Origin of the sequence: Mesorhizobium carmichaelinearum (assembly GCF_900199455.1) — a bacterium.
In the GTDB taxonomy this organism is placed as follows: domain Bacteria; phylum Pseudomonadota; class Alphaproteobacteria; order Rhizobiales; family Rhizobiaceae; genus Mesorhizobium; species Mesorhizobium carmichaelinearum.
The window spans coordinates 26,500-40,724 of sequence record NZ_FZQR01000039.1 but is presented as its reverse complement, the minus strand read 5'-3'; the positions used below and the strand labels follow the sequence as shown (position 1 = coordinate 40,724).

The 14,225-nt window shown below is 57.2% G+C and carries 10 protein-coding genes; 9 read left to right on the top strand and 1 reads right to left on the bottom strand.

The window, feature by feature from the left end; all coding sequences use genetic code 11:
* The first annotated feature begins 305 nt into the window (after positions 1–305).
* From CKW40_RS37670 to CKW40_RS37640, 7 genes are all read left to right on the top strand, one after another.
* Positions 306–1,226, top strand: coding sequence for a metallophosphoesterase (locus CKW40_RS37670; protein ID WP_179298260.1), 921 nt, complete (start codon positions 306–308; stop codon positions 1,224–1,226).
* A gap of 9 nt (positions 1,227–1,235) precedes the next feature.
* Positions 1,236–1,997 carry a metallophosphoesterase gene (locus CKW40_RS37665; RefSeq protein WP_095204733.1) on the top strand — a complete coding sequence of 254 codons (762 nt, stop codon included), beginning with the start codon at positions 1,236–1,238 and terminating at the stop codon, positions 1,995–1,997.
* A gap of 194 nt (positions 1,998–2,191) precedes the next feature.
* The gene (locus CKW40_RS37660) at positions 2,192–2,626 is read left to right on the top strand and encodes an FKBP-type peptidyl-prolyl cis-trans isomerase (RefSeq protein WP_095204732.1); all 435 of its coding nucleotides are present in this window, start codon (positions 2,192–2,194) and stop codon (positions 2,624–2,626) included.
* A gap of 530 nt (positions 2,627–3,156) precedes the next feature.
* Positions 3,157–3,606, top strand: coding sequence for a very short patch repair endonuclease (locus CKW40_RS37655; RefSeq protein ID WP_095204731.1), 450 nt, complete (start codon positions 3,157–3,159; stop codon positions 3,604–3,606).
* Between the two features lie 90 nt (positions 3,607–3,696).
* Positions 3,697–5,976: a sensor histidine kinase gene (locus CKW40_RS37650; protein ID WP_095204730.1), complete on the top strand. Its 2,280-nt coding sequence runs from the start codon at positions 3,697–3,699 to the stop codon at positions 5,974–5,976.
* Entirely contained in the window at positions 5,969–7,246 is a 1,278-nt protein-coding gene (locus tag CKW40_RS37645) for a hypothetical protein (RefSeq protein ID WP_095204729.1), read from the top strand. The genes CKW40_RS37650 and CKW40_RS37645 overlap by 8 nt, the downstream gene beginning before the upstream one ends.
* The gene (locus tag CKW40_RS37640) at positions 7,243–7,866 is read left to right on the top strand and encodes a hypothetical protein (RefSeq protein ID WP_095204728.1); all 624 of its coding nucleotides are present in this window, start codon (positions 7,243–7,245) and stop codon (positions 7,864–7,866) included. Before CKW40_RS37645 ends, CKW40_RS37640 begins: the two co-directional genes overlap by 4 nt.
* On the opposite strand, the gene CKW40_RS37635 is transcribed toward CKW40_RS37640, so the two are convergent.
* The gene (locus tag CKW40_RS37635; RefSeq protein ID WP_095204727.1) at positions 7,846–9,219 is read right to left on the bottom strand and encodes an Eco57I restriction-modification methylase domain-containing protein; all 1,374 of its coding nucleotides are present in this window, start codon (positions 9,217–9,219) and stop codon (positions 7,846–7,848) included. The genes CKW40_RS37640 and CKW40_RS37635 overlap by 21 nt on opposite strands.
* 63 nt (positions 9,220–9,282) lie before the next feature.
* On the opposite strand from CKW40_RS37635, the gene CKW40_RS37630 reads away from it, so the two are divergent.
* Positions 9,283–10,404, top strand: coding sequence for a DNA cytosine methyltransferase (locus CKW40_RS37630; RefSeq protein ID WP_179298259.1), 1,122 nt, complete (start codon positions 9,283–9,285; stop codon positions 10,402–10,404).
* 402 nt (positions 10,405–10,806) lie between these two features.
* Positions 10,807–14,223 carry a TM0106 family RecB-like putative nuclease gene (locus CKW40_RS37625; protein WP_095204726.1) on the top strand — a complete coding sequence of 1,139 codons (3,417 nt, stop codon included), beginning with the start codon at positions 10,807–10,809 and terminating at the stop codon, positions 14,221–14,223.
* Positions 14,224–14,225: the final 2 nt, after the last annotated feature.

Genomic DNA, 14,225 nt, shown 5'->3' with positions numbered 1-14,225 from the left:
CATCGATCATCGGAGACCACTCACGGCGCATCCATCCTTGCGCCCTTTTTTGAGCACCCGAAGATTGATGTCAACGTCCGCTTCCACCACCATCTCGATCATTCCGCATTATGAGTTCACGGCCTAGATACCCCTGACTGGAGGCTATGCCGAATACTGGAGCCAGATCGTCGGCCGTTCCGTGGACGTGCTCCGAGGAAGCAAGGAGCGACCGTCCGCAAACCCGGCGCCGACCTGCAGAAAAATGAGGGAGCACTCCGATGCTGCTGACGGCACTTGTTGAACAAAGATGACTGAAGCCTGACATGAGACTCTGGATCTGGTCCGACCTCCATCTCGAGATGCAGGACATCGCCTTGCCCTCTGCAGCTCCCGACGGCGTTGATGCGATCGTCTGCGCCGGCGATCTGTCGTATGCTCCCGATGTCGAGCGGCACGCCTTCGACATCGTGCATCCATACGGTGTGCCCCTGATCTTCGTGCCAGGCAATCACGAGTTCTACGGCGGAGTTCGTCCACCGCGAACGAAACCTTCGGATCACCTTCTGATGAAAAAGGCGGCCGAGGCGTCGAGGTCCTGGGCGCAGCCGTTTCATGTCCTCGACGACGACACTGTGGAGCTGGGCAGTGTGCGGTTCGTTGGCGGCACGTTGTGGACCGATTTCCGAATGGACTTGGTGAACGAGGCCGATGTTCGGACGCGGATGCAATCGGCACTCGCGCAGTTGGCGGATTTCTCGAGAATCTGGCTTGGCCACGGCGAGCAGCTGTCTCCGCAGGTTATGCTGGGTTTCCACCTGCTGACCCGGGGTTTCATCGAGCGCCAGCTGGCGATCCCGTTCGACGGCAAGACGGTTGTCGTCACGCACAATCTGCCTCACCCAACATGTACACCTGCGGCTTACGTCGGCAGGGAAACCAACTACCTGTTTGCTTGCTGCACGGAGGCATTCGAAGGAACCCTGACTTCAAGCGCGGCGCCGACACTCTGGGTCTGCGGCCATACGCATCATTCCTCAGACGTCAAGGTTGGCCGAACGCGGATCGTCTGCAACCCGCGCGGGTACGTTGCGGTCGCCAGCGAGCGCGACAATGATTTTCAGTGGGATCTCGTGACCTGCCTTAAAGACCCCGGGCACTGTGCGCAGCAGGCCTTATCCCCTGCAGCTTCGAACACCAGAGAGGGCAAGAGATCCTCTGCATGCTCCTCCTCAATGAACCAATGAATCTGTCCCATGAAAATCTGGGTACTCTCTGATCTTCACCTGGAATTCGCCGACCTGCGGCAACCGCTAACGATCCCAGACGCCGACGTCTGCGTCGTCGCTGGAGACCTCTGCCGCGCCCCCGCCAACGGCGTGCATTGGCTGGCTAAGCACGTCGCCCACGCGATGCCTTGCGTTTACGTCGCCGGCAACCATGAATTTTACAAAGGCTCGATCCGGGAAGGATTAGAGGACGGTCGCCATACCGCTGCAGGATTCCCAGGGGTGCATTTCTTCGAAAACGAGGCCGTCATCATGAATGGTGTCCGATTCATCGGCGCCACGTTATGGACGGACTACCGGATACAAGGGCATCAGGAACTGGCGATGTTCCATGCACGCGAACGCATGAATGATCACCAGTTGATCGCAAAACAACGGAATCCGTGGCAGCGTTTTATGCCAGAGACGGCATATCAAATGCACCAAACCTCGCGCCGATTCATCGATGCGGCGCTGAAGGCCGATCGGATCACCACGACCGTGGTCGTTACCCATCACCTGCCGCACGCACGGTCCATTCATTCGCGTTTCAAAGGCGATTCGTTGAATGCCGCCTTTGCATCAGACCTCTCCGAGGTGATCGAAGACGGACGTCCTGCTCTATGGGTGCATGGACATACGCATGACAGCTGCGACTATCAGCTCGGCTGCACGCGTATTCTCTGTAATCCGCGCGGCTACGATGACGAGAACAGCGCATTTGATCCGGCGCTGGTCGTGAGAGTGTAACCACGCGGCCGCCAGCTGCGGCGAACGCCTGCGGGTCATACCCGCGTAGCTCAATCCGCATTTCTGGGTTTACATCGGCAGCCAAGCCCCTAGTTTTGCAGTTTCGCACCGTGCACCTCTGAGTGCGTGGATGATCGAGAACGGGACCGTGAGCTTAGGCCGGTCCCTCAAAAACTTCCGAAAGGATGACTGCTATGACACACGCCAAGAATGGCGATACCGTGCGCATCAACTACAATGGACGCCTAGTCGACGGCACTCAATTCGACTCTTCCGGCAGCGAACCGCTGCAATTCACGCTGGGTGAAGGACAAGTGATCCCCGGTCTTGAAACCCATGTCGAGGGTATGGAGGTGGGCGCGAAAAGCACCGTCACCGTTCCCGCCGACGCCGCCTATGGCCCCCACCGCCCCGAAGCGGTCATGACCATCGACCGCGCCAAGGTGCCGGACAACGTCAACATTGATATCGGCACGCGATTGCAGGTCAGAACCCGCGACGGTCGCCCCGTGCCGGTAACAATCGTCGAAGTGGACGACGCCAGCGTCAAGCTCGACGGCAATCATCCGTTGGCCGGAAAGGATCTGGTGTTCGACGTTGAACTGGTCGAGATCGTTCAGGCGGCGTAGGGCACCCATACGGCCCAGAATTGGCCGCCTTCGCGACGTCCCTTAGGGGCATACGCCGGCAGGGGCGGCAATTCAGGAAAGATCAGGCGTTGGCCCCAGCCATGGTCCGCGCCACCTCGGCGGCGCGGCCTCGGCGAGTTCCTCGTCAGTCGGGTTACGTTCAAGAGGTTGGTCTGACAAGAACTCCGCGCCACGAACGTCGTTGAGAATGTAGGTTTGCCTTTGCGGTAAGGATTCAAACTCACCGTCACTCACGTCTTGCAATGATCTGCTTGCACCATGAGCGGTCCCTGAGGGACAAGGCATCGAATGACCGCAGTGGGGCCGACTGCGGACGGTCCGGTTTTAGCGATCGAGGAGCGACTAGCTGCCGTTAAAGCCTGGGTAGGCCAGAGTCCGCTTCCGACAAAGTTCCAGGCGGCGATGAGCTGATCTCAGGCGCTGGGTGTCGACATGGCTATTTCGTCCGAGGTCCGTATGCGCCATAGGAAAGACGGTCGCATTTTTACAAAGAAAGAAGCGCACACCACATGACCGACACCGTGGATACTGCGACCCGATCGCGGATGATGGCTGCAGTGGGCGGCAAGAACACCAGGCCGGAAATGACGCTCCGGCGGGCGCTTCATGCCGACAGATTTCGCTTTCGGCTTCATGACCGGCGACTTCCTGGGTCGCCGGACCTTGTTCTACCAAGATATCGGTCGGCAATCTTCGTGCACGGCTGTTTCTGGCATCAACACAAGGGCTGTCGCTTTGCGACGCAGCCGAAGGACCGCTCAGATTTTTGGTCTGCCAAGTTTGATGCGAACGCCGCTCGGGACGCGCGTAAGGAGGAAGCCCTTCATCAAGCCGGATGGAAGGTGGCAATCGTGTGGGAGTGCGCAATGAGGAAGGGAAGGTTTGAGAAGACACTGATGGAGCTGGAACGATGGCTGCGATTTCCATCGGTACGTTTTGAAACGCTCCCGCAAGAGTAATCGTGCGAAGCCTGTAGGAAAAATCGCTTTACGGTGGCAGGGTGGACACCGAAAACGAGTTGGTTGAGTTCGTAGATTATCGGAGGGGCGATGACGACGCATGGCGAACAGTTTGTCGTCGACGCAGCGTTGCTGGAGGAACTCGGAGCACGACTTATCGGGCGGCCCGATGTAGCCCTCGGTGAGTTGGTAAAGAACGCCTATGACGCGGACGCGGCAACCTGCAAGATTGCGTTCGAGAAGGATCAGATCGAGATTGTCGATGACGGGCACGGAATGTCCGTCGAAGAGTTTCATTCCCTTTGGCTTCGGCTTGGCACGACCCACAAGAGTGAGAAGAAAACCTCCCGAGGGTTGAAACGCCCGCTGACGGGCTCAAAGGGCATTGGCCGCCTCTCGGCCCAGTTTCTCGCAACGCGGCTGCAACTTTGGACTACAGCAGAGGAAGGCAAAACCATCTATGCCGATGTAGACTGGACGAAGATCGTTCATGGTAGCGAGCTCTCGAGCTTCACGGTCTACGTCGATGACGATGCACCCGCCGCCGCGTACCCGTATGGATCCTCTACAGGCACAAAGCTCGTTCTTTCTTGTCGACGCCAGGAATGGGGCCAGCAAGCTTTCTCAAGACTAGGCCGCGACCTATGGATGCTGCGGAATCCGTTTCGCCGTATGCGGGGCCAACGCGCGCCCGAAACACGATCCGCAGCGGACTTCGAGATTGAGCTCGAAGCACCCGAGATTCAGGGTGCGCAGTCCGCCTTCGAAGCAGCTCAGACGGCACTCGTCCAGGACGTATGGAAGGCACGCATTACAGGTCGGCTCACTCGCGGGCGTGACGGCGGCAGCTGTAGGATAGAAATCGAGTTCCGTGATGGCTATCCGGACGGAGCACCCAAAGAGAGTTACGTAGACGTACTCGATGATCTTCCATTACTGTTTCCTGTCCACGAAGACGATCAGTTAGTGACTGACGAGGATCGACGGCCTCACCTCCACGAGGCTGGCTTCACGATCTTGATCTACAACCTAATCGGATTGCAGCCGGGGCGCCTGACCGTCTCCGACCTTCGCGACTTCCTGAAGGAACAGGGCAACATTCGGATATACGACGCCGGCTTCCGCCTGCCGTTCTATGGACCGAATGAAGACTGGTTGAGGGTCTCGGCCGATCAAGCCGGTCGAATCTCGAAGTCGCAACTCCTGCCTGATCGCTTGGACACGGACCAACGATACCTTCTTGACCTCCCGGATCCGCGTACTCGAACGCTCGGCGCGGTCGAGATTAATACAGCCGTTGAGCGCACAGAAGCGGAGCGAAGAGGTGCTTCCCCGGGTCATTGGTTAGAAATTCAGGCCAGCCGCGATCGACTGCAAGCGAACGTCGCCTTCGAGCAGTTGAGGCGCCTCGTTCGCTACTCAATCGATTTCTATGCAAATCGGTACGCCAAGCGGAAGTATGATGCTGACCAACTGGGTGCATTGGTTGCAGGATCGCCATCACAAGCCCAAGAACGAGCACGCACTACATGGGAAGATGTTCGTAGGCGCTTGCCTCCTGATAGCGTGCCTCCTCGGCTAATAGCCGATATGGAGGAAAATTTCGAGCGTGCCGAGATTGCCGTCACGAAGGCCGAGAATCAGCTAAACGCTCGTGCTGCACTACTGGCCCCTCTAGCTGCTGCTGGAATGCGCGCAGTGGCGCTAGACCATGAGCTTAGACGGGAGATCTCCAGCCTCGAACGCACAGCTATACTTCTCGAAAGCCTGGCAAGCTCGCGCGACGAGCGCGATCTTGCGGAGGCAGCAAAGGAGGTCCGGAAAGGACTGGATCGGCTACGTGCAATTCGGCAACTGTTCGAGCCGCTTCTCAATGTCGAAGATCGCAATGCCCGAGAACGCTACCGTGTTCTCCCAGTTATCCAGGCAGCCATTCGGAGCATGAGCCCACTGATGCCCGGGGTGAGTATTGAGACTGACATTCCTGCCGACATACGGCTCCCTACGGCCCCCTATGCAGCGTGGAACGCAATGTTCCAAAATATCCTTTCGAACGCCTGGGATGCACTGCTCGAGAGCCCGACTTCGCTGATTAGGATAGATGTTAAGCATGAACGACGTCATGTGAAGCTGCGGTTTAGCGACACAGGAGTGGGCCTTAGAGTGCCACTGGCTGAGGCGGACAGCCTCTTCGACCCCTTCGAGACCATTGACCTAACCGGGCCCGACCGCCGCTCTCTTCGACAGGGCGGCAGCGGATTAGGCCTCGCAATCGTAAGAATGATCGCGCACACACACGGTTGTGAAGTGCGGTTCATAGAGCCCGTTGAAGACTTCTCAACGACGTTGGAGATAAGCTGGAATGACTGAGCAGAGTACGGGAAATGAAGTAACCAGAATCCTTGTTCTGGACGACAATCCCGACCGGGCTGCCGCGACCGCCGCGCAGGTCGAAAAGGTTTTGTCAGAGCACGCTCGCAAATACGAGATCAGCCACCTGTCTGGAGATAAGCTGCAACCAGTAATAGTAGATATGTTCAGCTTATATCGAGAATTTTTGAAAAGCGGAAAAATCGACCGTAGACCAATCGAAGCCGAAATTGCGATTGTAGATTACAACCTATCCGAAATTCACTTTGAAGGCGCAATTCATACAGCAGATACAATTATTGGCTATGCAAGGACTATTTCGAGCGGCATATATTACGTCGCGTTGAATAGAAATGAATCTGTCGATTTCGATCTAAGATATGCGATCGGTGACTATGATAGCAAATCAGACGCGTCTTTGAACTCCAGCCACCTGCCCATACCATCGCTATGGTCGGACGATGCGCCTAGGTCAGGCTTTCGTCCGTGGTATTGGCCCGAGCTTATCAAGGCACAGGCGCGACGCCGGAAACTGATATCCCATATCGGGAAGAATCTTGAGGACGGCGTTCTCAAAACTCTCGGCTTGTCCGATCTCGATATCGATGCGCTGTCTCTACATGCGAGGGGGTTCCTTGAGTCTGCTGGCCCAAAAGGGGATGGACGCACACTCGGCAGTTTGACGTTTCTCGATGTATTTCTCTCCACCGGAAGGTCTTTATCGCAGGATGACAGGGCCAGAATTCTGGCGAACTTCAGGGATGGAAAGACCAGCTTCGATCCTATGCTGCAGATCGTCGCTCACGAAATCGATGTGTGGCTTCGCCGTGACTTAATTGGAGGCCAGGACGTATTGGTCGATATTCCACATCTGGTCGAACGCTATCCATTTCTTCTGGGCGAGAGCGTCGGCGACAAAGAGGCTTGGAAAGCCACTACGGGGAATTCAGAAAGCGCCCTTTCGTTGTTGAGACGTGGTAGACACTGGGAGCGCCTCGATAGATATCTCCTTCCCGACTGGCAGATATGGTCAGATCGGCCCGTATTCAGATGGAGAAGCATCGATGCGGACGATGAATTAGTCGAGCAGAATCTGCGGTTCGAGTGGAAGGACAGCTTAGATCTTGTCTTTGTAGAAGATACTTCGTGCTTCTTGGACAGGAAATCCGCCAGACGCTTCAACTTGGAGACGGAGACGTCATACCCCTCTCGCTATGTCGAGGTGATAGACGGGTTCAGCTATGTTCCAATGTCAAGACTCGCGTCATGACGGAGTTCGCTTTCCATGATGTGATCAGAAGGCTTTGCGAAAGAGGCGCTGACGAATGGTCCCGTCGCTTCTCTGCTCCGGAGCATGGGGAATTGGAGCGCCAAATTGGCGCACAGATCGCAACGAAGACCGATGTCGGAAAGCAAATATACGGCACAGAAAAACGTAAGCTTGTACCAATTCCTTTATCTGAAGAGACTAATAAGCACATCCATTCGGCATTTATCATATTGCCAACCTATAAAAATGACGCCAGCGGCACAAATTTTGCAATTGTACTTTTAAGTAAGAAGCGGCGTCCGCTTGCATTTCGCTTTGAAGGACCTGAGAGCATCGGTGATAAACATGGATTTTTTCATGTCCAAATGTGCAGAGGTTTTCCGAAGGAAGAGATGCTGATCGAGATTAGTTCTCTTTCTCATCTCGAAGATTTTTCCGATTCCGTTCCATCGTTTCCGTTGCCTGCAGACAGTCATCATTCCCTACTGATCGCAGCCCTCGTCTCTCTATTCGGCGCCGGGCAGGAGTTGATGCGGATTGCGATCAAGTGGGTAGCCGATAAGGATTTCTTGGTTGCAGTGCAAGCTTATCTGAGCCTGCTAAAGTCGCAGGCGGCGTAGAATGGCCTCATAGCACCGCACGTACCCCCCTTTTACCTTCGGTGCGTTGCCCTGCAGTGCTTTAGCCAACCCACCATCCCTTAAGATTGCGTAGAGGCTGTCCAGCGCCTTATCGTCTTCCGAGAACACCGCGTAGACCCCGTGCGACGGGATCGCACCAGACGTATCCATTGCGACGCGTGGAATCTTGGACAGCTCGGGGATGAGAAGTTTTCGTCGGCTCCACGGTTCTGGCGACAGCCGATCGATCGGTCGCCACCATGGCTTCGCCCCCCGTATTGTAATCGCTCGCTGTTCAAGACGATCGCGGTACGCTTCGAGCCTACCCATCGCCCTGGGGAACTGTCCAAGGTCGCGGAGCCGGCCCTCTTCGTCGTAAAGTGTGATGATGTGGCGCCCTTTCCACGCTATACCTTCTTCCGACACTTCCTTGCCGTCGACCCAGGGCCGCAGTAGCTCATGCTCGACAGCGTGCAGCTCGTCTGGATGCAGGACGTACGCAGGCGTACAACCGAGCGCCGGTCCGACGCGAATGTCGAAGCTGCTGTCGAACAACCGCGCTGACGTGGACGATGTCTTCCCGCTCGGAGTTGCCGCGCGCCGTTTGACGACGAGGCGCTCGACATACGCATCGACGGGTTGGTCGAAGGTATCCTTCGGTGCGAGTTCAACCCGCTCGAGGATGTCGATCTGAGGCAACATCCGGGTGCGCCATCTGCTGGCATAGGCCGCGTGTTGCCATCTATCAGACACGATGAAGCCAAGGCGTCCGCCGATCTTGAGGGCATCGATACCCTTTTCCAGAAATGGGAGGAGCAGGTCACCACGAACAACATCTGCTGGTAGGATGGCCTCGTAGGCAGCCCTTTTACCGGCGGGAAGCAGCGACCACCGGAGGTAGGGAGGGTTCCCGACAACTACATCTGCAGACATGGGGGGTAAGTCAGACTCAAGAAAATCGGATGTGTTCACCCAAGCCTCTACGACCGACTGCGCATCCCGCCGCGTAAGTCCCGCCTCGGTGAGAACTTCTATGAGTTTTCCCCGGGCAGCGCTGGCGGCGTCTGGAAAGAACTCCCATGCCCTAATTCGATCGCGCAGGATGTCGCGAGTCGGTCTGCCGCCCTTGCTGGAGAGGCTTTCGACAAGCCGCTTGGCAGCCTCCACCAGGAACCCGCCGTCGCCGGCCGATGGCTCGACTAAAACCAGCCTTTCCAAATCCTCGCGAGCGGTCCAGCCAACCGCGTCCAGAACCAGTTGAATCTGAAGGGAACGTGTATATACCCCGGTACGCGCGTGGAGTTGCGCCACTTCGGTCAGTTGCTCGATACTTGTACCGTCTCGATCAGGCATACGCCTCTGATCCCTTCGAACTGGCCTAACACGTCGCAAGGTGCGACGAAGGAGTGGAATTCATTGCAGCTGGCGGGTTTATACGCAGGAATCGGAGGATTTGAACTCGCCTTTCGCGAAATCGGCAAGCCGCGCTTGTTCGCCGAACTTGCAGGCTCCGCGCGGACCGTTCTCAGACACCGATTTCCAGATGCTGAGATCGTCGCGGACGTTGCCGACATTTCGGAGTTGCCCAGCGACATCGATGTCGTGACCGCAGGCTTTCCTTGCCAGAACCTCAGCATGGCTGGCGACAAGGCTGGAATCTCCGGGACAAAGTCGCGGGACGTTGTACACCTGTTTTCGCTGATAGAACGGTCGAAACCACCAATCGTTGTCATCGAAAACGTCTACTTCATGCTCCATCTCGATCGGGGGAAGGCGATGGAGTTCCTGGTCGGTCAGTTCGAGAAGCTGGGTTACCGCTGGGCCTACCGTGTTCTCGACACCATCGGGTTCGGGCTCCCTCAGAGGCGCCGGCGGGTCTACCTGGTCGCTAGCAGGATCATGGACCCTCAAGCGGCGCTTTTTCCTGTGGCCGAAGCGAGTGATCCCCTCTTGGAGGTTTCACTCGACCGTCCAGTTGGCTTCTATTGGACTGAAGGGCGTTCGGGTTCCGGACTGACGTCGGATGCGGTTCCTCCGATCAAGGCCGGCTCAGGTCTTGGCATTCCCTCCGCACCCGCGGTGCTGTTTCCGGATGGAGCGGTTCTCACGCCGGACATCGAAAGTTGCGAACGGCTGCAGGGGTTTGAGGCGGGTTGGACGTCCACAGCAAACGAGCACAAGCGATCTCCGAGATGGTTGCTAGTTGGAAACTCGGTAAGCGTGCCGGTGGCGCGCTGGGTCGCGCGACGGATCGTCAGCCCTGAGAATCCGGGGGTGGATTATGGCGTTGAGATTCGGAATGGATCCGCCTGGCCGAATGCAGCCTATGGTGACGGCAAGGTGCGCTTCAAAGTCGAGGCAGACTCCCGACCGCAGCGCTCCGATTGGGTTCCGATCACAGAATTCCGCACCGATTCTTGGCGGCCTGTCTCGTTCCGCGCACTGCGCGGCTTCGTCACAAGGGCGGAGGCCGGCACGCTTAGATACCCTGATGGCTTCTTAAACAAGCTTAGATCAGCAATGGAGGCGATTTCATAAAGTGGGTTCGGCTGCTGAAAGCGGTCGGCGCGTAAGACAGCTTAAGTTTTGAGGCACAGCGAAAAGTGTAGAAGCGGCTATCTGCGACAGAACCGGTGAACGCTCCGATGCCTCGAGCAGGTCGCCACCGAGGGTCCGCAATGGGCGCGCGTTGCTGCTTTTCATCGCAGGCCGCCCACATGTCCGCTTTTGAGCCGCGGCAACGTTTGCCCGAACGACCGACATTGGGCGCAAAGGCGTCTTACGCCGGTGATAGCCGCGTAGGTCTGGCGTTGAGACGCCGCGCAGAAGGCTCATAAGTTCTAATTTTTCCATGGAGCTCAAGCTAATTTCGACAGTAAAAATCCGTTTAGGAGCCATTCATTCCTTTGATTGGGCCGCTATTCTCTCTAAGGTCTGGGCATGAAGTGGGCGGATCATAAAACATATCTCAGCGCGACTGATCTCGTGGGCCATCTGAGCTGCCGCCATCTCACAAGCCTAGACCAAGCCGTTGCGAAGGGGACGCTTGCCAAACCAGCTTCTTACGATCCGTTTCTCGAAATCCTTCGAGAACGAGGCGCGCTTCACGAGCAAGCGTACATCGACCATCTGAAAACTTCGGGTCTCGATCCCGTGCGCATTGAAGGCATCGATATCACGGCGACAACGGCCGCACAGACACTCGATGCCATGCGCGCTGGAACGCCCGCTATCGTCCAAGGAGCTTTATTGAACGGACGGTGGAGCGGCCGAACAGACGTGCTTCTCCGTGTTGAGACACCATCAGCACTCGGCCCCTGGTCTTATGAGGCAGTCGACACCAAGTTGGCTCGCGAAACAAAGGGAGGCACGGTCCTCCAGCTTTGCCTTTATTCCGATCTCCTGGGCGGCGTTCAAGGCCTGACGCCTGAATTCATGCATGTGGTTCCGCCATGGGCGGATTTTCAACGAGAGCAATATCGCTTCGCTGACTACGGCGCATTCTATCGCCGAGCTAAATCCGGGCTTGAGCTGACTGTCGACTCTGTCGGTGACTCCGACACCTATCCTGACCCCAACAGTCACTGCGATGTTTGCCGCTGGAGCATGCAATGTGACAAGCGGCGCCGAGCCGACGATCACCTGTGTCTCGTCGCCGGCATTTCCAAAGTGCAGATCAACGAACTGAAGAGCCGCGGCGTAGGTGCCATGGAATCCCTGGCTCATATGCCCCTGCCCCTGCAATGGAAGCCCGAACGCGGCTCGGCCCATTCCTATGAGCGTGTTCGCGACCAAGCGCGGTTGCAAGTTGAGGCGAAAGTCAGCGGCAACCTCTGTTTCGAGCTCCTCCCTGTCGAAGCAGGCTTCGGACGGTCATGCCTTCCGGAACCTTCTGACGGAGATGTCTTCCTTGACCTGGAAGGCGACCCGTTCGTCGGCGAACACGGGCTCGAGTACCTCTTTGGATATCAATTCAAAGATGAGACTGGCGAATGGACCTACGTCGGAGACTGGGCTTTCTCCCGCGACGACGAGAAGGTGGCGTTCGAAGCGTTCGTCGACTTCGTAACGAAGCGTCGAAAGGCGTATCCGGAACTACACGTCTACCACTACGCGCCCTACGAGCCTGGGGCTCTGAAACGGCTGATGGGTCGGCATGCAACGCGCGAAGAAGAATTCGACAACATGCTACGGTCGAAGCTGTTCGTCGATCTTTACGCCGTCGTCCGCAACGGCCTTCGCGCCAGCGTTGAAAGCTATTCGATCAAAAGGCTGGAGCCGTTTTATGGATTCACGCGCGAAACAGCCCTTCAGGATGCAAACATTGCACTGCTGAGTCTCCAATCGGGCTTGGAACTAGGACACCCGGACAAAATTCGCGAACAAGACCGATCGGTAGTCGAGAGCTACAATCGCGACGACTGCGTATCGACGCAGTGTCTTCGGGACTGGCTGGAAATGCTCCGCGCTCAGGCGATCGCTGCCGGTGAAAACATTGCCCGGCCCCAGCCCGGCGACGACGTCGCAAGCGAAAACGTCACGGCATGGCTCGCAAAGATCGGCCCGCTGATTGAGCGGCTAACGGCAAGCGTATCGGCCGATCCGGAGGAACGCGACCATGACCAGCAAGCGCGATGGATACTCGCCAACATTCTCGATTGGCATCGGCGCGAGGCAAAGGCCACTTGGTGGGAGTTCTTTCGCCTTCGCGATCTGTCGGCCGAAGAGTTGATGGACGAACGCAGCGGCCTGTCGGGCCTCACCTTCGTCGGCGAGGTCCCTGGGGCCGGAAAGCTGCCGACTCACCGCTATTCATTCATTCCGCAGGAAACAGACATTCGCGTCGACGACGACCTGCACAACGTCGGCGGCGACAAGATTGGAACCACCGTTGCCGTATCGCAGCAGAACCGTACGATCGACCTCAAAAAGACGGGCAAGTCCATTGGTGTTCATCCCCAGGCGATCTACGGCTCCAAGACTTTCGGCTCTGATGAACAGGCCAATTCCCTCGTGCGGATCGGCGAATACGTGGTGGACCACGGGCTGGCTGGCGATGGGCCATTTTGTGCGGCGCGCGATCTGCTGCTGCGCCTGGCGCCCCGCCTGCGGGGTGAGCCGATCAAGACTGATGGGGAGACAAGCCTTGCGGCAGCGATGCGGGTTGCCACGCTCTTCGATGGCGGCATCTTCCCAATACAAGGCCCTCCCGGCACCGGAAAATCGTTCACTGGCGCTCGGATGGTATGTGCGCTTGTTCGCGAAGGTAAGACTGTCGGGATCACCGCCAACAGCCACAAGGTCATCAGGAATCTGGTCGACAAGGTGATTGAAGCGGCCGACGAACTTGGCGTCAACCTGACGTGCATCCTGAAGCCGAAGGAGATGGAATCCAATCAGCATCGCTTGGTTTTCGCAAAGACTAATGCCGACGTGTATGACGCGTTGAGCGGACCCTGCAAAGTCGCGGGGGGAACAAGCTTTCTCTGGTCGCGTGCCGATGCGTTCGCATCGGTCGACGTTCTCGTCGTCGACGAAGCCGCTCAGATGTCCCTGGCAAATGTGCTGGCGGTTTCGCAGGCAGCCCACACGGTCGTGCTGCTTGGCGATCCTCAGCAGCTGGATCAGCCGATGCAGGGAAGTCACCCGGATGGAACCGACGTGTCTGCCCTCAACCATATCCTTCATGGCGATAAAACTATCGACGCTGGCCAGGGCCTCTTTCTCGAAGAGACCTGGCGACTCCATCCGGACCTCTGCGCATTCACTTCGGAACTGTTCTATGAGGGCAAGCTGACGTCGAGACCGGGACTTGAGGGCCAGGTCATCTCCACCGGTCCGATAAGCGGTTCCGGCCTGCGGTACCTCCCTATCACCCACCGTGGAAATCAGAATTCCTCACCTGAAGAGGCTGACGCCATTCATCGTCTTGTCGATCACGTGCTGCGGTCGGATACGCGTTGGATAGATCGGGATGGCAAAGAAGCGGCCATCACCCTCAACGATATCCTGATCATCACGCCCTACAACGCGCAGGTCTTCGAAATCCAGCAGCGCCTGCTCGGCGCCAGAGTCGGTACGGTCGACAAGTTTCAGGGGCAGGAGGCGCCAATCGCGATTTATTCGATGACGACGTCAACTCACGCAGATGCTCCACGGGGAATGGAATTTCTTTACAGTCTAAACCGCTTCAACGTTGCGACTTCGCGTGCCAAATGTTTGTCGATTCTGGTAGCGTCACCGCCTGTGTTCGAAGCGGAATGCAGCACGCCACGCCAGATCCAGCTTGCCAATGCATTCTGCAGATATCTTGAGCTGTGCTCGGAAATCCCGTTGCCAATGACGCGTCAGCATTGACC